The sequence below is a fragment of the Flavobacterium suncheonense GH29-5 = DSM 17707 genome (assembly GCF_000430025.1).
Classification (GTDB): domain Bacteria; phylum Bacteroidota; class Bacteroidia; order Flavobacteriales; family Flavobacteriaceae; genus Flavobacterium; species Flavobacterium suncheonense.
Window position 1 is genome coordinate 181,278 of record NZ_KE387021.1, and the last position, 21,356, is coordinate 202,633.

Genomic DNA, 21,356 nt, shown 5'->3' on the forward strand with positions numbered 1-21,356 from the left:
TGAAATCGTTAATAATTAAGCTTCGTCTTTCCAGTTTAGACGATCCATTTGGTTGTACTGCCATGGCGCACCGTTGTTTTCGATATTGGTCATCATGTTGTTCAACTCTACCGGAGCGGCACTTTGTTCCATTACCAAATATCTTCGCATATCCATAATGATAGAAAGCGGACTGATGTTTACCGGACATTCTTCCACACAGGCATTACATGAAGTACAAGCCCAAAGTTCTTCCGGTGTGATGTAATCGTTTAATAATGATTTTCCGTCCGGAACGAAAACGCCTTTGTTGGCATCTATATTTCTACCAACTTCCTCCAAACGGTCGCGGGTATCCATCATGATTTTACGAGGTGACAGTTTCTTACCGGTCTGATTAGCCGGACAGGAAGAGGTACAACGACCACATTCCGTACAAGTGTAGGCATTCAGTAACTGAACCCAGTTTAAATCCTGAACATCGCTTGCTCCGAATTTTGCCGGTGTTGCATCAGCGTCTGGAGCCGGTGCTGCAAACGGGTCTGCATTGGGATCCATCATCAGTTTTACCTCATTGGTAACTGACTGAAGATTATCGAATTGCCCCTGCGGATTTAAATTTGCAAAATAAGTATTCGGGAAAGCAAAAATGATGTGTAAATGCTTTGAGAAATACAAATAATTAAGGAAAGCCATTACCATTATAAAGTGTCCCCACCATCCTGCTCGCTCTAAAACATGTAAAGTTCCTTCGCTTAAATTTCCGAAAAGTGCCGGTCCTAAATGTTGTGAAACCGTGAATCCGAAAGAACCCTGACCTTCAAAATGAGATTTCCCAATATTATACAAAACTTCGTCCGTTCCGTTCATGGTGAAGATGCAACAAACCAAAATGATTTCCATGATAAGGATTAAGTTGGCGTCTTTCATAGGCCAACCCATAAGTTCTTTCATGTTTAATCGCGGAAGTTTCAGTAAATTTCTTCGGGATAAAAACAACACGGTAGCTGTTAAAGCCAATACCGATAACAGTTCAATAAAACTTATTAAAAAAGTATAAAAACCTCCTAAAGACGGTTTGAAAAAACGGTGTGTTCCAAAAAGCCCGTCAATCAAAATTTCCAATAACTCGATTTGAGTGATTACGAACGCTGTATAAAGCGCAAAATGCAGAATTGCCGGAACAGGTCTGGCAAACATTTTCTTCTGACCGAATGCCACAAGCGCCATGTTTTTCCAACGGGCCGAAGGGTTATCGGAACGGTTTACATCTTGTCCTAACTTAATATTTCGGATAATCTTTTTAAGGTTCATCGCAAAATATCCGCCTCCTGCAATAAGAATAACGGCAAACATTATATTAGGCAATATACTCATAGGGTTGGTTTAAAGTTGGTGTTATTTCTTTGGTTGTTCTGTTGCGGTTGTTGGCGCTACATAAGGTTTTTCTTTTTTCCCGAAAAGCGAAACGTTTACGTAACGGGTTGGATGTAATCGTAAATCCTGTAAAAGTAATTCGATTTCTTTCGATGCTTTGGTAAGGTTGTTATACATCGCTTCATCTTTCATCAGTTTACCCATAGTTCCTTTTCCGGATTCCATATCGGCCATTAATTTGTTTACATTAGCTAATGTTTTTTCAAGATTTTCAACCGTTGCTCCTAACTTGGCTTTTTCTAAATCTTCAGAAATTTTAGCAAAATTACCCGTAGTTTTATCCAGATTGGCCACCATTGAGCCTAATTTCTCTTTGTTTTCAGAAGTGATTTTCTTTAAATCGCCTGAAACTGCGCTGAAATTCGTCATGGTAGTATTCAGTTCGGCAATGGTTTTTTTAAGGTTAGCCTGTGTATTAGCATCCAATACATTGTTAATGTTAGTAATCATGGCATCGGCATTCAGTAAAAGTTTGTCTAATTTTTCCTGAATCGGTGCTAAATTTTTCTCCAAGGAAGCGGTTAATCCTAATTTTACTTCCGGCTGAAGATAATCTCCGGATTCTGCATAGTTTTTGTCTTCAAAGTTTGGAGTAATGGCGATTTGTTTCCCTCCGATAAAACCAGGTTCGTAAATACTTGCCGTACTTGATTTTGCAATTGGAAAATCGTTATTCATCTGAATTTCAACCAACAATTTCCCAGTATTTTCCTGAATGGTAATAGTGTTGATTTTCCCAACTGTCAATCCGTTTATCGTAACGGCTGCTGAAGGTGCTAATCCTTCCACATTATCGTATACTACATAGAACTTTCTTGAGTTATCAAATAAGTTTTTGCCTTTTAGAAATGTATATCCCCAAAAACATAATAAAATAGAACTTATAACTAAGATTGCTGTCTTTACTTCTCTGGTAATTTTCAAAATCAATATATTTTTAAAACAAAATTAAAACAAAATAATTTAGAATGGTTTTATATTATTGCAAAGCTTCCTTCAGTGAAATCTTCTTTCCGTTCTTATAGGCAACGATAAAAGCCGATGTATACCCTTTGGATTTTGCAACTTCCAGATCCTTTTTGGCTTCTTCATAATCATTGGTATTACCATGGAAATATTTGTTGACAGTTCCTTCTTCCATAGAAATATTGTCAAGACCGTTAAAATTATTGGCCCGTAACTCTAACTTCTTAGAACTGGCCGAAATCTGAACCTTAAAAACAATTCCCTTGGTATTGACTGCTTTCGGAGTATTCACTTTGGGTGTATCAACTTTTCTGGGTTCGGGAGCCACATATTCTTCGGTACCCGGAACGAAATATTCTTTTTTGTAATCTAAAATCGCATTGGCAATCGCTTCGGCAATTTTTTCCTGACCTTCATCCGAACTTAAAAAGGCACCTTCTTCTTTGTTGGACACAAATCCCATCTCGATAAGGATTCTCGGCATGTAGATTTTTCTAAGCACAAGGAAACCTGCTTGTTTTACACCGCGGTTTTTTCTTCCTACTTTGCCGTCAAATTGGTCCTGAACACCTGCTGCCAGTTCTATGCTCTGGTCTAAATACTCTTCCTGAATTAATGTCATCCCGATTACAGACTCCGGCGATTTCGGATCGTAACCGTCGTACTTTACCTTATAGTCTTTCTCCAGAGTAACTACCTCATTCTCTTTTTTCGCTACTTCAAGGTTAGCGGCATTTCGGGTTACCCCCATTACATAAGTTTCCGAACCACTTGCGGCCGTATTCTTATTGGCATTACAGTGAATGGAAACAAAAATGTCTGCTTTAGACTTATTGGCGATGTCCGCACGCTCATCCAACGGAATGAAAACATCTGTTTTCCTGGTGTAAATAACCTGAGTTCCGGCATCTTTTTCAAGAATCCGGCCTACTTTCAGGACTACGTTTAGGGCGTTGTTTTTTTCCACATAGCCGTGATAAGTGGCGCCAAAATCGTTTCCTCCGTGTCCAGCATCCAAAACCACGCGGAATTTTGCGTTATTCTGAGCCGATACAATATATCCTGACAGGATCAAAAATCCTGTAATCAATAGCTTTTTTCCGATAATCCCTGTCATATTCTTTTTATTTAATCTGGATAGGTTATAATTTTACTAAATGCTTAATTTTGATGAAAAATATTATGTAAGTTTGAACCGTCAAAAATTAAGCCAGATTTTTACAAAAATAGTATTAAAAGCGTTGCGTACAAACTTATTTCATATCGTTTTATTATCATTTTTCCTAACATTGGGGAATTTGAAAATTTACTCTCAGGAAAATCCAACAAAATCTGTATCTATACCTGTTGATAAACAGAAAGATAGCGTAAATTTAGGCATCTCCGACGTGCTTAAGGTAAAAGACACCGTGAAAAACGATTCCATCAAAAAAAAGAAACCCCTTTTAGAAGGAATTGTAAAACGAAAAGCTGTTGACTACGAAAAAATAGACCAAAAGAAAAAACAGCTTACTTTATACAATCAGGCCGAATTATACTATAAAGACTTCGAACTGAAATCCGGAATTATCGTTTTCGATTATGAAAAAAACGAAGTGTACGCCGGACGCATAAAAGACAGTGTGGGAAATTTAAGTCAGAGACCGGTTTTTAAGCAAGGAACCAATGTGATTGAACCCGATTCGATTCGATTTAATACTAAAACCAAGAAAGCATTAGTTTGGAATTCCAGAACAGAACAAGGCGAATTTCGCGTAAAAGCTGAAATCAGCAAGCGGGAAAACGATTCAGTTTATTTCATGAAGAACGCCCGTTTCACAACTTCTGAAAACATTGAAGACCCTGAATATTATTTTTTAGCACGGAAAATTAAATTTGTGCCGGGAAAAAAAGTAGTATCAGGATTAACCAATATGGTTATTGCTGATGTCCCTACGCCGCTTGGCTTACCGTTTGCTTATTTTCCGATGAGTGAAAAAGCTGTTTCAGGGTTTATCATCCCAACCTTTGGAGACACAAGACAGCGTGGGTATTTCCTTCAGAACGGCGGTTATTATTTTGCCTTGAGTGATTATTATGACTTGGCGGTTTTGGGTGATTATTACACTAATGGAAGTTATGCCTTGCGATTTGAAAGCAGTTATGCCCAACGCTATAGATTTAACGGACGGGTAAATATTCGTTTTGAGAATCAGATTTTCAGTGAAAAAGGGTTTCCTGATTATTCAAAATCAAGACAGTACAACATCCAATGGTCGCATTCGCAGGACCCGAAAGCCAGTCCGAATTCTAGATTTTCTGCTTCTGTAAATATGGGGAGCAGTCAATATTTCCGTCAGTCATTAAATCAGATGAATATCGGTTCATCCATGAACAATAATTTAAGTTCGTCGGTTTCCTATTCCAGAACTTTTCAGACGGTTCCTCAAGTGAATATGTCGATTACGGCCACACATTCCCAAAACACAAACTCCGAACAGATTGACATGACCTTACCTACTTTTCAGGCAAGTGTCGATCGTATTTACCCTTTTGCACCAAAAAACGGGACTAAAAAAGGAATTCTTAAAAACATCAACTTTCAGTATAATATCAGAGGGGAAAACCGAATACGGACAACGGATTCCCTGTTTTTCAAATCGGAAATGTTTCGTGACTCTAAAAACGGGTTTCAGCACAGTATTCCAATCAGTACAAACTTCAAGGTATTTAAATACTTTAGTGTAACTACCAGTACAAATTATAATGAAGTCTGGTATTTTAAAACGATTGAGAAAGCTTATAATCCTTTAACAAATAATGTTGAAACCAAAGATGTGAACGGCTTTGATGCTTTCAGAACTTACAATTTCAACGCAAGTATCGGTACTACCATTTACGGTACTTTTAATTTTGGTGAGGATAAAAAAATTCAGGCCATCCGTCACGTAATGCGCCCAGGGGTTTCTTATGGGTATACTCCTAGTTTTGAAAGGTATTATGACACTTATGCCTTAGACGCAACAGGAACAACCTACGCAGATTACACAAGATTTGAAAACGGAATCTTCGGAGCTCCGGGCAAAAGTTATTCGAACAACATCGGTATGTCGTTAAGCAACACTTTTGAAGCTAAAGTTCGCGATAAAGACGAAACCAAAACGGAGCCTAAAAAAGTAATGCTTTTGAACAACCTGAATTTTTCGACAAGTTATAATATTGCTGCGGATTCTTTACCTTGGTCACCTATGAGAATTACCGGTGGAACTAACTTATTTAACGATAAGCTAAACCTGAATTTCGGAACCACATTAGATCCTTATGCTATTGACAATTCCGGAAGAAGAATTCAAAAATACAATATCGACAATGGAGGAAGTCTTTTCCGAATGACCAGTGCTAATGTCACTGTTAATTATGCTTTAGCAAGTTCTGAACTTTCCAATACTTCTTCCACCGTCAACCAAACGGAGATGAACGGAGGGCGTCCGGACGATTTGTTTGGCCGCGGTGTCGATTTAAGCGATCAGCGTCAAAGTATGTTTGACAAAGACAAAAAAGAAGAAAAAGACAAAAAAGAAACGGAATTCTACTCATTAACCATTCCTTGGGATTTGCGCCTGGCCTACTCCTTAACCTTTTCTAATAACAACCGTGAAAATAAAATAGTCGGGAATTCCTTAATGCTCTCCGGAAATATAGATGTTACCCCCCGATGGAAAATGGGATTCTCTTCGGGATATGACTTTGTTAACAAAGGGGTTACATTTACACAATTGCGTTTTGAACGCGATTTATTGAGTTGGCGCATGGACTTTAACTGGATGCCTATCGGAATTTATTCTTCCTGGGGCTTTTTTATCGGAATCAAATCGTCTGTACTTAGCGATATTAAGTGGGATAAGCGTAGTTTACCAGACAGACGTTTGAGATAGTTTTGGAGGTAAAAAACAAGAAACAAGAGACAAGAAATTTAAGAATAGACTACTGACCTATTTTAGAGATATGAAAAAAATCATTTTTACAGAAAAGGCTCCGGCTCCTATTGGACCTTACAATCAGGCTGTTTTAGTCGGGAATACGCTTTATACTTCGGGACAGATTGCTATTAATCCTGAAAACGGCGAATTGGTTTTAGACAACATTGAAGCGGAAACCAAACAGGTTATGGAAAACATGAAAGCCGTTCTGGAAGCTGCCAGCATGACTTTTGAAAACGTTTTCAAAACCACTATTTTCATCAGTGATATGAACGATTTTGCAAAAATTAACGCAGTTTACGGCAGCTATTTTAACGAAAAAACCGCTCCGGCACGAGAAACGGTTCAGGTGGCCTGTTTGCCTAAAAACGTAAATGTTGAAATTTCAATGATGGCAATCAGATAGCAATTGCTTTCAATAATAATTTTGCCGTAGCTTCATTGGTGGCCAACGGCACATTATGCACATCACACACCCTTATGAGCATGTTAATATCCGGCTCGTGAGGGTGTTTTGCTAACGGATCTTTGAAGAACAGCACCATGTTGCATTTTCCTTCCGCCACACGGGCCGCAATCTGAGCATCGCCTCCCATTGGTCCGGACAGCATTTTGGTTACTTTAAATCCGGCGTGTTCTGCTTTGCTTCCGGTGGTTCCGGTGGCAATCAGACTGATGTTTTCCGAGCGTAAAAACGCTTTGTGTTCGTTTAAAAACTGAACCATGTCGGCTTTCATACCGTCGTGGGCGATTATTGCAATTTCCATAGTTATGCGGTTACGGAATGATAATGAATTAAACCGTCGATTGGTTTTCGGAAAACGTTCCCCAATTTCAATCCGTTTTGAGTTAAAACCTTATCCAGTTCATCTTTCAGATAATACGCGATGGAACCGATAAAATGCACCGGAACTTCTTTGCAGTTGTCGAATTGTTTTATGTATAAATCGACAAAATTCTGCATATCGTTCAAAACGATTTTCTGAATGAATTCGTGGTCTTTATGCTGAATCAGAAACTTGGCAAACGTTGCTAAATACGCGTTCGGATTCGGAACTTTGTAGAGATTGTGTTTGATGGCATCGGCATCGAGATCGTACTCTTTTTCAAAAATTTCCGCCAGTTCTTTCGGCATGGTATTAAAATAATACGCCCGGATTAAATGACGGCCAAACTGATTGCCGCTACAGTCATCCATAGCCAGATAACCCAGCGACTGTACTTTCTGATGCAAAACTTCCCCGTCAAAATAACTGCAATTCGAACCTGTTCCCAAGATGGAAACAATCGCCTTCTCGCCTCTGGGTGTTGTCGCAAAAACTGCGGCATACGTATCTTCTTTCACTTCGATACGGGCATTCACAAACAATTCGTGCAGAATTTCGGCCAGATGGTTTTTCATGCGGTCGGTTCCGCAACCGGCGCCGTAGAAATACAACGCTTTTACAATGTCTTTATTCTGAATGATATCAAACCGTTCGTTAATCCGCGAAATGACTTCCTCTTTGGTTAAAACTTCGGGATTCAATCCTAAGGTGCTTGCCGTAAACTGGATGTTTCCGTTATCGTCTAAAGCAATCCAATCGGCTTTTGTGGAACCGCTGTCTACTACTAATTTCATGCGTGTTTTTTATAAAAAAATCCCGCTTTAAACGGGATTCAGTAAAAATAACATTTTTTTATAAATTGGCAACATGCACCGCCAAATCAATCAGTTTGGATGAATAACCGTATTCGTTATCATACCAGGCCACAATTTTATAGAATGTTGCATTCAGCCCAATTCCTGCCTTAGCATCAACAATACAAGTGCGGGTATCGGAAACAAAGTCTTGTGAAACAACGTCATCTTCCGTAAAGCCCATGATTCCTTTCATCGAGGTTTCGGAAGCATTTTTAAGTACGTTCATGATTTCGTCATACGAAGTGGCTTTCTTCAGTTTTACGGTTAAATCAACCACGGAAACATCGGCTACCGGTACGCGCATGGACATTCCGGTTAATTTGCCTTCCAGTGCCGGAATTACTTTGGTAACGGCTTTCGCTGCTCCTGTTGAAGCCGGAATAATGTTTAGCAAAGCCGCTCTTCCGCCGCGGAAATCTCTTTTTGAAGGTCCGTCAACGGTTAATTGGGTGGCAGTTGTGGCGTGAATCGTGGTCATTAATCCTTCCACAATCTCAAAATTGTCATGCAGTACTTTTGCCAATGGCGCTAAACAGTTTGTGGTACAGGAAGCGTTCGACACAATAACATCGCTAGGTTTCACTTTGTCGTGATTTACGCCCATTACAAACGTTGGAGCATCGTTGGAAGGTGCTGATATCACAACTTTTTTAGCGCCTCCTTTGATGTGATTGTACGCCGTTTCCACGGTAGTGAAAATTCCGGTACATTCCGCAACCACGTCTACGCCTACTTCGTCCCATTTTAAAACGGACGGATCTTTTTCGGCTGTAACGCGAATGTGTCTGTCGTTTACAAATAACTGGCCGTCTTTCACTTCCACTTTTCCGTCGAAACGTCCGTGAACGGAGTCATATCTTAACAAATAAGCCAAGTGGTCTACGGTTAATAAGTCGTTAATCGCTACCACTTCTACATTATTTCTGTTGATGGTTTCTCTGAAAACAATTCTTCCGATTCTTCCGAATCCGTTAATTCCTAATTTTACTTTCGTCATAATCTTTCTTCTGGTTAATACATTTTATGTAGACATAATGTCTGATACTCTTAATAATTCTTCGTCTATTTTGGATTGTCCCTTAACTGCTTGTTCTAAAGGCGTTAAAACGATTTTGTCGCTTATGAGTCCTACCATATAATTGCTTTTTCCTTCCAATAAGGATTCTACAGCTTTTACGCCCAATCTTGAAGCCAAAACCCTGTCAAAACAACTCGGTGAACCGCCTCGCTGCATGTGGCCCAGCACCGAAACCCGAACGTCATACTCAGGCATGTTTTCTTCCACATAATCCTTTAATTCGAAAACGTTTTTTCCGATTTTATCGCCTTCGGAAACTACTACTATACTGGAAGATTTTCCGGAAAGTTTACTTCGGCGCAACGATTCTAAAAGGCGGTCTAATCCTAAATCTTCTTCAGGAATCAGAATTTCTTCGGCTCCTGCTCCAATGCCGGCATTTAGTGCAATATGACCTGCATCTCTACCCATAACTTCCACAAAAAATAAGCGGTTGTGCGAATTGGCAGTATCGCGGATTTTATCGATAGCTTCCACTACGGTATTTAATGCCGTATCATAGCCTAAGGTGAAGCTAGTGCCAAAGATATCATTATCAATTGTTCCGGGAATTCCCATAATCGGGAAACCGAATTCTTTATTAAACACCATTCCACCGGTGAAACTTCCGTCGCCTCCTATAATCACCAATGCATCAATGCCGTTGGCTTTCAGGTTTTCATAGGCTTTTTTTCTGCCCTCGGCCGTCATGAATTCTTTGGAACGCGCTGATTTTAATATCGTTCCGCCTTTGTTTACGATGTTTTTTACAAATCGGGGGCCCATTTCGGAAATATCGCCTTCAATCATTCCTTCAAAACCTCTGTAAATACCCATACATTTGATGTTATGGTAAGCACAGGTTCTGACTACAGCCCGGATTGCGGCATTCATACCCGGGGCATCACCGCCGGAGGTAAGCACACCAATCTTACTAATCTTTTCAGACATAGGTTACATTTTAATCCTTTAAATTTAACAATAATGTTGCGAAAAACCTTATATCATGCTGCGGATTTAGCATAATAATAACGTTTGCCGAAAAAGAAGTGTTGTTGTTTGTGTGCTGCGCAGTTAGTCGATTTCAGGAACTCTTTGTACGTCCTTTTTTGGGGATTCCGTTTTGCGTTCTCTTTTATCGTTGATAAATTTAATAAATTCCGGCGACAAATCCGAATCCGGAAGCTGATCTGTCGGATTATTATTTTTTTCTTCCTGGGCTTTGTTCAGGATTTTTCGGATTAGTTCTTTAAAATCATCAAAATCAACCTGATACGTAATACCCACTCCTTGTGTATAGCCGATACCTTCCCCGATATAGTTGATATCATTTTCGCGATTGAAAACCCGTGCTTTTAGGGTTCCGTCTTCGTTTAAACGCAACTGAAGCTCAACATCACCCACGATTACAGATTCTTCGGTACCGCCAACCGGAACTCCTAATTTTCCATTAATGGTAATCTTCTCGTTGATTTGCGTGGATAAGGTAACCCCAACCCTTCCTTCGGTTTCCAAAAGCGGGTTTCGGTCTGCCTGAACATAATTCAGCCCTACCTGAAATTTATCGTCATCACCGGAAAAAATATCATTAAACAAACTTCCGGCACGCTCAAACAAGGTTCCGTAAACAGTGTTGGATGCGTTTTCCGGTGTAAGGAAACCTCCTCCCGAAAGCAATGCAATGGCCTGAGTCTGACGAACATCCTTGTCACTTAATTTATAATCGATTTCCGATTTTAAAACAGAACTTACGGTTGGAAACTCAATTCTGAAATCCGGCTCCGGATTGCTTAAATTACCGTTTATGGCAATAACTACTTCGGTTGGAACTTTTTTATTGAAGGAAGGATTATCCAGAATAATCGCCGGATTCGACTCGGTTTTGTATACGGCTTCCAGGTCTAATGCCGCATTAAGCGGTTCGCCTTCCCAACGAATGGTTCCGAATTTTTTTACCTGGAATTTTTTATCGATCAATCCGTAGTTTTTAAAGTTGTATTCGCCTTCCCAAACCTGAAAATCGCCCCACATGTTAAACTTACCCAACGTGTTGATTTCCATAGTAATGGTACCTACTCCTTTTCCTTTCATGGCATGACCGGTATTTCGGTCTAAAATGATTTCAATTTCGGCATCCGGTGTAATTTCGAAGTCGAAATCGAGTTCAATTCCGCTGTATTTCTTGAAATCTTTGACTAATCCTTTTTCTTTTTTGAGTTTTTCTTCCTTAGTAATAAAGTTAATGTACGAGTTGTTGCCAATTCCTTCAGCATCATTAAGCGGGATTTTAATGGCTGTACCTTTATTTGAACTGGCTTTCATCTTAACCAAAAGCGCATTAATAGGACCGGAAATACGGGCATTTCCGTTAATAAAGGCTGTACCGTAATAAAGTGCATCATCATTATCTTTGGTATCCAATGCCAGCATATTATCGGATCTTACCGATAAATCTAATTGCCAATCCGCCAGCTTGTTATGACGCACACTACCGTTTAAAAATCCTTTTGTTTTATACTTCGTATCTGTAATTTCGATGTTTCGGAATAAAAACTGATGTTCTGTAACGTCTACGATGGCATTTGGCTCCATTACAAAATCAACACCCAAATACGGCACAAGCATACCGGCATCGTTTAAATACAATCTGCCATCTATTTCAGGGTCACTTACGGTTCCTAAAATAGATGCCTGACCGGTTGCAAAACCACGAACATTTTTAAACACACTGCCCAAAAGCGGTCCGAAAGCACCAATATTGAATTTCGAAAATCCGGTTTCCAACGACAGCAAGCTCTGTTGGTTTACGACTTCGATATTTCCTTTCAGATAAAAACTCTCTGCATTTTCGTTTTCGATGGTCGAATACACATTGAACTTGCGGAACGAATTATCACCCGTAACTTTCAAATCCATATTCCCTAGCTTGTATTCGTTAATCTCAAGGGAATCGATTGTTATAGAAGATGTTGGCTGATACACGTCACCATTCTGCTTCAGATTGACTTCCCCGTTCAGATTCCCGGCAAATGCCATATTGTTGAGGGACGGAGTTACTTTTGCCAAATCGACACCATCAAAAGTGAGCTGAATGTCTTTGTAGTTCTTACCTTTCAGAATGCCGGAAAGCTCCATTTTTTGTCCGTTGTGGGTAAGCGCTACTTTTTCTATTTCAAAATCGGTTAGTTTTTTATTGAAAACCACTTTGTTGTCTTTCGTGTCATTCTCATTTAAAAACCAGAGGTAATTTTTAAAGTTCACTTCCGATTTTTTCAAACCTACCACCGAACGATTCTGCTCATCAATCGTATGGTATAAATTCAGATTATAAAAATCCTGATTCTTTTCACCGCCTTTAAACTCCGAACGTACAAAAAGTGTATCGTTCATGGTTACGTTGATTAAACTGAAATCGGAAATCTTGTAGTTCTTGTTTTTAATGCTGTCCAGCTCGATAAACGCATTGTACAAAGGATTTTTGTTGTCTATCTGAACATTTATTCTGTCAAATGTATTGTTGTAGGCCGTAACTTTTGGTGAGGTAAAATTCATCTTAAAATCCCCTTCATCCGCATTGATTCTTCCTTTTAAAACAGTATTCTCCGCAACGGAAACATTCGGATTGAACACCTCGATAATCTTATTGTAAATCGCAAAATCAAAATCGAGAAACTGTCCGGGTTTCAGCTTATTGGGCGAATAATTGGCATACAGACTTCCGAGCGCGTTTTCAACGATATCGCTTACTTGTTTCATCTGGAATTTCCCCACCACTTTCCCCTGAATAATGTCCGGCGAGTTAATGGTAATGGTTCTTATTCTTTGTTCATCGAAAGTCGATTCTACCTGAAAATCTTCAAAATAATAATTATCACGGCTGTTCTGGAACGCCGCATTGGCCACTTCCAGTTTTCCGTCTATATCATCAACCGTGTTTCCTTTTGCCTTAAACTTCAGATTTCCTTTGAAAATTGCAATGGAATCTTTTTTCATGAAGTTTAACAGATGCAAATCGGCGTAATCGATATTGGCTTCGAAATCGTAATTTTTAACTTTGGAGCTTAAATCGACCAAACCGTCGAAATCCATTCGTAAATTCGGATCGTTACTGTTGAAATATCCTTTAAAATAAGGCATTTTCAGTTTTCCGTCTACGGTAATGTTCTGATACGTGTAGCCGTTGTAACGGAAATCCTGAATCTTTCCTTTCACGGAAGTATCGAGGAATTTCTTGTTGAATCCTTTTCCGTCAACTTCTAAATCGAGTGTGGTGTTGCCGATGCTTTTCTGGTCGGTCAGCACACCAATATTAAAATCGTGCAGCGAAATCGTTCCTTTGTACGAAGCGTTGTTGATGTTGTTGATATTCGTCATCGAAAGTTTCGACTCCAATTCTCCTAACTGCGACATCAGGTAAACGTCTGCATTGATGTAGGTTTTGGTTAACTCCACATCGCCTACTAAATCTACTCTGCCCAGTTTTTTTAAGGTTTGCGGCAGTTTTTCACCCAAAACTCTCGGCAAAATGGCACTTAAATTATCGTAGTTAGACGTAACTCGGTCAAAATTTCCGTTCATGTAAAACTCTCCTTTTTTGTTGAAGAGATTTTTGAAATTTACCTTACCGATAATTTCCGACTGATTCCTGTCTACGAGTTTCAAATCGTGCAATACGAAATTATTAAGCGTTCCTTTTGCATGGGTTTTCAGGAAAAAGCGCTGATTTTTACCAAATTCATTGTAGAAAAAGTTCAGCTCGTTAGAAGATACTGATGCCTTTTCCATGTTCACATCAAAAACCACTTTGTTGTTAAAATCCGTAAAATCCTTAGGATTATACTTTAAGATTACATCACCAAATAATGTTGATTCCGCAGTATTTAACTCCATCTTTCTCAGGATGATGTTTTTCTTCGTATAAGTGAAATCCGAAGCAAGATTTTCAACAATAAGCCCGCGATGATCGTGTAACGCAAGTTTTTTGATTTGCGTGGTAACATTTGGCCCTTTAATGAAAAAATCCTCTAATTCTCCGTTAAGCTTTGTAAAATCGAGCGCTTTAGGAGTTTTCAGGTTTTCATCGATTAACCGGAATCTGCTGTTGGTTACATATAAATTATCGGCTTTCAGACGAAATTTCCCTGAACCGGGTTTGCCGTCATCAAAAGCGGCCACAAACAAGTCTAAATTCGTTTTGGTTTCGCCTTTGTATTTTTTCAGTTTAAAATTCAGGCCATCCATTCGGGCTTCTCCAAAAAACAAATGGGACGCTTTGATTTCTTTAAAACTAAGAAGATTAGACTGAAGGCGGTTCACATAAAATAAGGTGTCGTTATGATGGTCTTCAACATAAATACCTTTCAGCTTCACACCGCCAAAAACAGAAATAGCAACTTTGTCTATATAAATTTTTGTCCCGAAATCTTTGTTGATTTTTTCCGTTGCGTATTTTCCGATTTCCGTTTGTACTACAGGCAACGAAAGTGCAATCCCGAGAAGCAGGAGCAACAGGAGCAATACCAGTATGGTTCGGAGCAGTATTTTTCTAAATTTTTTGATACCCGTAGTATTTATATTAATTTTGTCGGAGCAACGATGAAATTATCAGTGTTAACAAGCAAAAGTAAAACATTTTGCGTGTTGTTTTTTAACAAATCAAAGATAATACAGTCGTTTTTAATATTCACTCAAATTTCGTGCCTTTTTTATGACAAAATCGCCAATTTATATCCTTGCCATCGAAAGTTCCTGTGACGACACGGCCGCCGCTGTATTACAAGACGCAAAAGTTTTGTCAAACGTTGTAGCAAGACAGGCAATTCACGAAGAATATGGCGGTGTGGTTCCGGAATTGGCTTCCAGAGCGCACCAGCAGAATATTGTTCCGGTTATCGATGTGGCTTTAAAGAAGGCGAATATTGACAAATCACAGCTTTCCGGTATCGCGTTCACGCAAGGTCCTGGTTTGATGGGTTCGCTTTTGGTTGGAAGTTCGTTTGCAAAATCTATGGCGATGTCTTTGAATATACCGATGATGGCCGTACATCATATGCACGCTCACGTGTTGGCGCATTTTATTGAGGAAGAAGGATTTGACAAACCGGAATTTCCGTTTTTGGCGATGACGATTTCAGGTGGTCATACGCAAATCATCAAGGTGAACAGTTTTTTTGATATGTATGTGATTGGCGAAACTACCGATGATGCCGTAGGCGAAGCGTTCGACAAAAGCGCAAAAATACTGGGTCTTCCCTATCCCGGCGGCCCGTTAATCGACAAATATGCGCAATTAGGGAATCCGAAAGCTTTTCCGTTTACCAAACCAAAAGTGGACGGTTTAGACTTCAGTTTCAGCGGACTGAAAACACAGATTTTGTATTTCGTTCAGAAGAAAGTCGCGGAAAACCCCAACTTTATTCAGGAGAATATGAACGATATTTGTGCGTCGATTCAGCATACCATCATCGAAATTCTGATGGATAAACTGAAAATGGCCGTTGCGGAAACCGGAATCAAGCAAGTTGCAATTGGCGGCGGTGTTTCGGCAAACTCAGGCATCCGGAATACGTTAAAAGAAGCCGAAACAAAATACGGATGGAAAACTTTTATTCCTAAATTTGAATACACGACCGATAATGCCGCGATGATTGGCATAGTGGGTTATCATAAATTTCTGGAAAAACAGTTTGAAAATGCTTCGGTAGTCTCTAAAGCAAGAATTGAATTTTAATATGCAGTTATTCTACAATCCCGATATCAATGCCGCTTCAGAAACGTTTTCTTTTGACAAAGAAGAAAGCAAACACATCGTTAAAGTTTTACGTAAAACAGAAGGAGATATTTTACATGTAACCAATGGTTTAGGAAGTTTGTTTCACACGGAAATTATTCTGGCATCCGATAAAAAATGTACTGTAAAAATCAACAAAACAGAGACTGTTAAACCTACGGATTTTTATCTGCATTTGGCCGTTGCTCCCACCAAAATGAACGACCGTTTCGAATGGTTTCTGGAAAAAGCGACCGAAATCGGCATACATGAAATCACGCCCATTATCTGCGATCATTCCGAACGGAAAGTGATTAAAAGCGAACGCTTTGATAAAATCATTCAATCGGCCATGAAACAATCGCTGCAGTTTTTTTTACCGAAACTGAACGAACCGATTTCTTTTAAGGAGTTCATCAGCCAAAAGCATGACGGCAATTTATTTATCGCTCATTGTGAAGAAACCGATAAAAAACTGTTGAAAGAAGCCATACAGCCAAAGGAAAAATACACCGTTTTAATTGGGCCTGAAGGCGATTTTTCCGAAAAAGAAATCGAAACCGCTTTAAAAAACAACTACATTCCCGTATCTTTGGGAAATACCCGCTTACGAACAGAAACAGCGGCCGTAGTAGCCTGTCACAGCATTGTTTTCAGCAACGAATAATATGAAAAAACTTCTTTTAGCCGGAATTTTCTTTTTATGGAATCTGGGATTTTCCCAGGAAATTGCGCTGTTGAAATATGCAGGCGGCGGGGACTGGTATGCCAATCCTACTTCGTTACCGAATCTGGTGAAGTTCTGCAATCAGAATATCAATACCAAACTCAGCACTAAAATTCCAACGGTTGAAGTGGGAAGCCCTGATTTGTTTTCCTACCCATTTGTGCACATGACTGGTCACGGAAACGTAGTTTTCAGCGACAATGATATAATTAATCTAAGAAACTATCTAACTTCCGGAGGATTTCTTCATATTGACGACAATTATGGCATGGACCAATACATCCGCAAAGAAATCAAACGGGTTTTTCCTGATATGGAACTGGTTGAACTTCCCGCTAATCATGTCTTGTTTCAAAAACCCTTCCTGTTTCCGGGCGGAATTCCGAAGATTCACGAACATGACAACAAACCCCCAAAAGCTTTCGGAATTTTTATTGAAAACCGTTTAGTCCTTTTATATACTCACGAAACCGATTTAGGTGATGGATGGGAAAATCAGGAAGTTCATAACGATCCTTTAGAAGTTCGTACTAAAGCTTTGAAGATGGGTGCGAATATTATCAATTACGTCTTTAACTATTAAGGAAATTCCACTTATTAAAAATCATTTAAACCGTTTTAAACTGTCATTTTTTGACGGTTTTTTATTTTTTTTCAAAAACACAATAATATTACCAACAAATCGTTGTTTGTATTATTGTCAAAAATCTTTCTTGCTGTAAAGTTTTTTTTACATTATCTTCATCTGTTTTTATGATTTATTATAAATTTTCCACAAAATAATTGTGCGATTTTTTTTATACATTTTATTTTGAAATTTATTTTTTTGTTATATAATTGCATTGTTCTAATTAATTAACAAACTATTTAACAAAAAACTAAAAAAATTATGAAAAAAATCATTTTATCAACAGCTTTGCTGGCTATGTTGTTTTCATGTAACACGGAAGATTCTAACACCGAGGTAACCCATACTTCCGCTGAGGCGCACAGAGGCTGTGCATCAACCGAAGTACTGGAAAGACAATTACAGGAAGATCCTAAAATGGCCATCCGAATGAACGAAATCGAGTCATTCACCGAAAGAGCCATTAAAGAAGGACGATTAGTAAACGGTAAAATTCAGATTCCGGTTGTCGTAAACGTTTTATACAGAACTTCAGCTGAAAATATTTCTCTGGCTCAGATTCAATCGCAAATCGATGTTTTAAACAAGGATTTTAATGCTCAAAACTCCGATTATAATACCGCCAACAACCCGTATTCTTCCGTAAGAGCGAATGTTGGAATTTCATTTGTTTTAGATGCTGTTTACAGAAAATCTACAACAAAAACTTCCTGGGGAACTAATGATGCCTGTAAAAAAACAGCTTCTGGCGGTATGGCACCAACTTCTCCAACGACTAAATTAAACCTGTGGGTTGCTACTATTGGTGGTGGAATTTTAGGTTACGCTCAATTCCCGGGAGGTTCCTCTTCCACTGATGGTGTCGTTATCGATTCTAAATATTTCGGAACAACCGGTACGGCAACTTATCCGTTTAATCTGGGAAGAACTGCAACTCACGAAATTGGTCACTGGATGAACTTACGTCATATCTGGGGTGATGCAACCTGTGGCAATGACCTAGTTTCCGATACGCCGTCACACAATGCTCCTAACTATGGTGTTCCTGCTGTAGGTCACAGAAGTACTTGTTCCGGCACTCCGCTTGAAATGTACATGAACTACATGGATTATACCGATGACAGAGGAATGTACATGTTCTCTAACGGTCAGAAATCAAGAATGTTAGCCATTTTTGCTGCCGGTGGAGCCAGAAATTCATTTGCTCAACCATAACAGATTGATAAAATTAATTAAGAAAACCCGTTCATAGTAGCGGGTTTTTTTATACATTTAAATCTGATTCACAACAAAAACAGGAATGACTTCAAAAGATATTTCAAACGGAATAGTCCGATCTGTGCTAACTCTGGCCGGTATTGCATTACTCTTGTTTACGCTTTATAAAATAAGCCCGGTAATTGTTTATGTCCTTATATCCATTGTAATTTCCCTGATTGGCGAACCTGTTGTTAATTTCTTAAAACGCCGTTTAAAATTCAGAAATACATTGGCCGTTATCACAACGCTTGTCATCTTCATTGGTCTTATCGTTGGTTTTGTGATGATGTTTGTTCCGCTGATTCTCACACAAAGTAAAAATCTTTCCCTGCTGGATACCAACAGCATACAAAACAATTTTAACGGAATCCTGCAACAGATTAACACCTATTTATCGGAACACAATATTGATATTTTGTCTTTGATGGAACAATCGAATTTCACCTCAAAACTGAATTTCAATTTTTTACCGGCCATACTTAACTCTCTAATCGGAATCATCAGTAATTTTGGAATGGGAGTTGCCTCCGTTGCTTTTATTTCCTTCTTTTTACTGAAAGACAAACTGATGTTTCAGCTACTGTTCAGAAAAGCCATTCCGGACAATCATGAAGACAAAATTTTAGCTTCAATTGGAAAAATAAACTATTTATTATCCCGATATTTCTCCGGTATTTTGCTGCAGCTTTTTATTGTTTTCTTACTCTATTTTATTGTGCTGCTTATTTTTGGAGTGAAAAGCGCGTTCACCATAGCCTTTATTTGTGCCATTTTAAACATTATCCCTTACGTAGGTCCGTTAATCGGAACAATACTTGCCGTAGTATTAACCATGATGGGAAGCATCGGCGCCGATTTTAAAACCGAAATCCTGCCGACTGCGTTTTATGTTTTAATCGGATTTACTATTGTTCAGGTGATTGACAACAACATCAGTCAGCCCATTATTTTCTCCAACAGCATTAAATCACATCCTTTGGAAATTTTTATAATTACTTTAATTAGCGGTTTTCTTTTCGGAATCACCGGGATGATTTTAGCCATTCCGACATACACCGTGATTAAAGTGGTGGCCAAAGAATTTTGTCCGGAGAATAAAATAGTAAGTATGTTAACCAAAGATATTTAGTTTTGGATACACCTCTTTTAAGAACTGATATTCAGGAATTTATCAACACATCCATGCAAGGGAATTTCACCAAAATTGCCCTGATGAAGAATCCGTTTCCGGATGTAAAATGGAATGATATTTTAAATCAAATCGCTTCAAAAGCTAAAGCTAAAGACAAATTGCCTACATGGTATGCGCATAAGTGCATCATTTATCCCTCAAAAATATCCATCGAACAGACTTCTTCCGAAATTGCGGCAAAATACAAAGCTTCTTTAATCAGCGGAGTGACACTGATTGACTTAACCGGAGGCTTTGGCATTGACGATTACTTTTTCGCTCAGCATTTTAACAAAGTGGTTCATTGTGAAATCAATGAAGGATTATCGGCGATTGTAAATCATAATTTCCACATTTTAAACCAACGCAACATTGAATGTTATGAAGGTGACAGTCTGGATATTCTGAAAAAAATCGATCAAAAATGGAGCTGGATTTATATTGATCCTTCCCGCAGAAGCGACGTGAAAGGAAAAGTTTTCATGCTCAAAGACTGTTTGCCAAATGTCCCGAATCTTTTAGACATCTATTTTGAATATTCGGATAATATCCTTATAAAAACGGCTCCGATTTTAGATATAACTTCCGGTTTAACAGAATTAAAGCATGTTAAAAACATTCACATCGTTGCCATTGATAACGAAGTAAAAGAATTACTCTGGGAAATTGAAAACGGTTTTTCCGATACGACCACACTAAATGCGGTATCGATTTCTAAAAACGAAACCACCGTTTTCTCTGTAAAACATTCAGACGTTTATGCCGATGAAAAATCCGAATATGCAATGCCTTCCGAATTTCTTTATGAACCTAATGCTGCCATGATGAAAACCGGCGCTTTTGAAAGTATCGGCATTCATTACGGCATTTGCAAATTGCATCAGCATTCCCATTTATATACTTCTGATGAAAAAATCAGCTTTCCCGGCAGGAAATTTGCTATAAAAAACATACTCCATTTCGATAAAACAGAAATGAAAAAGCATTTAGAAGGCAAAAAATGCAATATTTCCGTTAGAAATTTCCCGGTAACCGTGGAAGAATTGCGAAAAAAATGGAAACTTAAAGACGGCGGCGATTTATATTGTTTCTTTACAACCAATTTAAATAACGAGAAAATAGTTTTACTTTGCGAAAAAATTTAAGAATGAAAAAAATACTGACGTTGCTTTTATGCTTTGGAGCCTTGTATACGAATGCGCAGCAAATTAAATGTGAGTACGACATGGAGGAAAAAACCGATTCTACCTACCTAAAAAAAACTCATGATTATCTGATACACGAAAAAGACCTGGGAAACAATAAAGATTTTATACAATTTGCCTTAATTAATTCTGACGGTACTCTTTACCTTAATTTTCAGTTGCTGCAAAGAAGTAAGGATTTCATAAAATCCAACTGCTTTGATACAACTTCGAAAATTTCATTACAGCTTACTAACGGTAAAATTGTAACACTTATTAGTGCAGGTGAAACTTGCAGCCAACTTATTTTTGATGAAAAAGAGAAGAATAATATTCGTATACTAAATAATTACTTTCTCTTCAGTAAAGATGGTTATGAGGACCTGAAAAAATATCCAATTAGCCTGATGAAAGTAAAATACCTTACAGAAACAACCGATTACGTTTTTAAAAAAGAATTGAAATCTGATAATATTAAAGGAGATTACTCACCTGAAAATTACTTTATCAATTATCTGAAGTGTGTGGAATAATT

17 protein-coding genes are annotated in these 21,356 nt (G+C 38.5%); 9 read left to right on the forward strand and 8 right to left on the reverse strand.

The window, feature by feature from the left end; translation table 11 throughout:
• Window positions 1-15: 15 nt before the first annotated feature.
• From G498_RS0113360 to G498_RS0113370, 3 genes are read right to left on the reverse strand one after another with little or no spacing between them, the layout of a single operon-like run.
• Window positions 16-1,356 carry a (Fe-S)-binding protein gene (locus G498_RS0113360; RefSeq protein WP_026981617.1) on the reverse strand — a complete coding sequence of 447 codons (1,341 nt, stop codon included), beginning with the start codon at window positions 1,354-1,356 and terminating at the stop codon, window positions 16-18.
• A gap of 21 nt (window positions 1,357-1,377) precedes the next feature.
• Window positions 1,378-2,340, reverse strand: a complete 963-nt coding sequence (locus tag G498_RS0113365) for an MlaD family protein (RefSeq protein WP_026981618.1) — start codon at window positions 2,338-2,340, stop codon at window positions 1,378-1,380.
• 55 nt (window positions 2,341-2,395) lie between these two features.
• On the reverse strand, window positions 2,396-3,499 hold the full coding sequence (locus G498_RS0113370) for an N-acetylmuramoyl-L-alanine amidase family protein (RefSeq protein WP_026981619.1): 1,104 nt from the start codon (window positions 3,497-3,499) through the stop codon (window positions 2,396-2,398).
• Between the two features lie 40 nt (window positions 3,500-3,539).
• Between G498_RS0113370 and G498_RS0113375 the strand changes: the two genes are divergently transcribed.
• Both G498_RS0113375 and G498_RS0113380 read left to right on the forward strand, forming a co-directional pair.
• A complete protein-coding gene (locus tag G498_RS0113375) occupies window positions 3,540-6,296 on the forward strand; it encodes a putative LPS assembly protein LptD (protein WP_240470449.1) in 2,757 nt (918 codons plus the stop codon).
• Window positions 6,297-6,366: 70 nt separating this feature from the next.
• Entirely contained in the window at window positions 6,367-6,747 is a 381-nt protein-coding gene (locus tag G498_RS0113380; RefSeq protein WP_026981621.1) for a RidA family protein, read from the forward strand.
• On the opposite strand, the gene G498_RS0113385 is transcribed toward G498_RS0113380, so the two are convergent.
• The 5 genes from G498_RS0113385 to G498_RS0113405 form a co-directional block, all read right to left on the reverse strand.
• Complete coding sequence (locus tag G498_RS0113385) at window positions 6,740-7,108, reverse strand: methylglyoxal synthase (RefSeq protein WP_026981622.1); 369 nt, start codon at window positions 7,106-7,108, stop codon at window positions 6,740-6,742. The genes G498_RS0113380 and G498_RS0113385 overlap by 8 nt on opposite strands.
• Window positions 7,109-7,110: 2 nt before the next feature.
• Window positions 7,111-7,962, reverse strand: coding sequence for a BadF/BadG/BcrA/BcrD ATPase family protein (locus G498_RS0113390; protein ID WP_026981623.1), 852 nt, complete (start codon window positions 7,960-7,962; stop codon window positions 7,111-7,113).
• 58 nt (window positions 7,963-8,020) lie between these two features.
• The gene (gap, locus tag G498_RS0113395) at window positions 8,021-9,022 is read right to left on the reverse strand and encodes a type I glyceraldehyde-3-phosphate dehydrogenase (RefSeq protein WP_026981624.1); all 1,002 of its coding nucleotides are present in this window, start codon (window positions 9,020-9,022) and stop codon (window positions 8,021-8,023) included.
• Between the two features lie 24 nt (window positions 9,023-9,046).
• Window positions 9,047-10,033 (reverse strand): 6-phosphofructokinase, encoded by a 987-nt coding sequence (gene pfkA / locus G498_RS0113400; RefSeq protein WP_026981625.1) that lies wholly within the window; start codon window positions 10,031-10,033, stop codon window positions 9,047-9,049.
• 123 nt (window positions 10,034-10,156) lie between these two features.
• The gene (locus tag G498_RS0113405) at window positions 10,157-14,599 is read right to left on the reverse strand and encodes a translocation/assembly module TamB domain-containing protein (RefSeq protein WP_240470448.1); all 4,443 of its coding nucleotides are present in this window, start codon (window positions 14,597-14,599) and stop codon (window positions 10,157-10,159) included.
• 190 nt (window positions 14,600-14,789) lie between these two features.
• Between G498_RS0113405 and tsaD the strand changes: the two genes are divergently transcribed.
• The 7 genes from tsaD to G498_RS0113440 all read left to right on the forward strand — a co-directional run bounded on the left by tsaD (window position 14,790) and on the right by G498_RS0113440 (window position 21,354).
• Complete coding sequence (tsaD, locus tag G498_RS0113410) at window positions 14,790-15,812, forward strand: tRNA (adenosine(37)-N6)-threonylcarbamoyltransferase complex transferase subunit TsaD (protein ID WP_026981627.1); 1,023 nt, start codon at window positions 14,790-14,792, stop codon at window positions 15,810-15,812.
• A gap of 1 nt (window position 15,813) precedes the next feature.
• Complete coding sequence (locus tag G498_RS0113415; RefSeq protein WP_026981628.1) at window positions 15,814-16,518, forward strand: 16S rRNA (uracil(1498)-N(3))-methyltransferase; 705 nt, start codon at window positions 15,814-15,816, stop codon at window positions 16,516-16,518.
• 1 nt (window position 16,519) lies between these two features.
• Window positions 16,520-17,161, forward strand: a complete 642-nt coding sequence (locus G498_RS0113420; protein ID WP_026981629.1) for a DUF4159 domain-containing protein — start codon at window positions 16,520-16,522, stop codon at window positions 17,159-17,161.
• Window positions 17,162-17,467: 306 nt separating this feature from the next.
• Window positions 17,468-18,421, forward strand: coding sequence for a zinc metalloprotease (locus G498_RS0113425; protein WP_026981630.1), 954 nt, complete (start codon window positions 17,468-17,470; stop codon window positions 18,419-18,421).
• A gap of 85 nt (window positions 18,422-18,506) precedes the next feature.
• Window positions 18,507-19,595 (forward strand): AI-2E family transporter, encoded by a 1,089-nt coding sequence (locus tag G498_RS0113430; protein WP_026981631.1) that lies wholly within the window; start codon window positions 18,507-18,509, stop codon window positions 19,593-19,595.
• 2 nt (window positions 19,596-19,597) lie between these two features.
• The gene (locus G498_RS0113435; protein WP_026981632.1) at window positions 19,598-20,782 is read left to right on the forward strand and encodes a THUMP-like domain-containing protein; all 1,185 of its coding nucleotides are present in this window, start codon (window positions 19,598-19,600) and stop codon (window positions 20,780-20,782) included.
• A gap of 2 nt (window positions 20,783-20,784) precedes the next feature.
• Window positions 20,785-21,354 (forward strand): hypothetical protein, encoded by a 570-nt coding sequence (locus tag G498_RS0113440; protein WP_026981633.1) that lies wholly within the window; start codon window positions 20,785-20,787, stop codon window positions 21,352-21,354.
• Window positions 21,355-21,356 lie beyond the last annotated feature (2 nt).

What these genes read in the sequence shown, in the direction of transcription:
- gap (WP_026981624.1), bottom strand. Translation starts at nt 9,022, where the DNA reads ATGACGAAAGTAAAATTAGGAATTAACGGATTCGGAAGAATCGGAAGA.
- G498_RS0113430 (WP_026981631.1), top strand. Translation starts at nt 18,507, where the DNA reads ATGACTTCAAAAGATATTTCAAACGGAATAGTCCGATCTGTGCTAACT.
- G498_RS0113385 (WP_026981622.1), bottom strand. Translation starts at nt 7,108, where the DNA reads ATGGAAATTGCAATAATCGCCCACGACGGTATGAAAGCCGACATGGTT.
- pfkA (WP_026981625.1), bottom strand. Translation starts at nt 10,033, where the DNA reads ATGTCTGAAAAGATTAGTAAGATTGGTGTGCTTACCTCCGGCGGTGAT.
- G498_RS0113425 (WP_026981630.1), top strand. Translation starts at nt 17,468, where the DNA reads ATGAAAAAAATCATTTTATCAACAGCTTTGCTGGCTATGTTGTTTTCA.
- G498_RS0113390 (WP_026981623.1), bottom strand. Translation starts at nt 7,962, where the DNA reads ATGAAATTAGTAGTAGACAGCGGTTCCACAAAAGCCGATTGGATTGCT.
- G498_RS0113360 (WP_026981617.1), bottom strand. Translation starts at nt 1,356, where the DNA reads ATGAGTATATTGCCTAATATAATGTTTGCCGTTATTCTTATTGCAGGA.
- G498_RS0113415 (WP_026981628.1), top strand. Translation starts at nt 15,814, where the DNA reads ATGCAGTTATTCTACAATCCCGATATCAATGCCGCTTCAGAAACGTTT.
- G498_RS0113370 (WP_026981619.1), bottom strand. Translation starts at nt 3,499, where the DNA reads ATGACAGGGATTATCGGAAAAAAGCTATTGATTACAGGATTTTTGATC.
- G498_RS0113440 (WP_026981633.1), top strand. Translation starts at nt 20,785, where the DNA reads ATGAAAAAAATACTGACGTTGCTTTTATGCTTTGGAGCCTTGTATACG.
- G498_RS0113375 (WP_240470449.1), top strand. Translation starts at nt 3,540, where the DNA reads ATGCTTAATTTTGATGAAAAATATTATGTAAGTTTGAACCGTCAAAAA.
- G498_RS0113380 (WP_026981621.1), top strand. Translation starts at nt 6,367, where the DNA reads ATGAAAAAAATCATTTTTACAGAAAAGGCTCCGGCTCCTATTGGACCT.
- G498_RS0113420 (WP_026981629.1), top strand. Translation starts at nt 16,520, where the DNA reads ATGAAAAAACTTCTTTTAGCCGGAATTTTCTTTTTATGGAATCTGGGA.
- tsaD (WP_026981627.1), top strand. Translation starts at nt 14,790, where the DNA reads ATGACAAAATCGCCAATTTATATCCTTGCCATCGAAAGTTCCTGTGAC.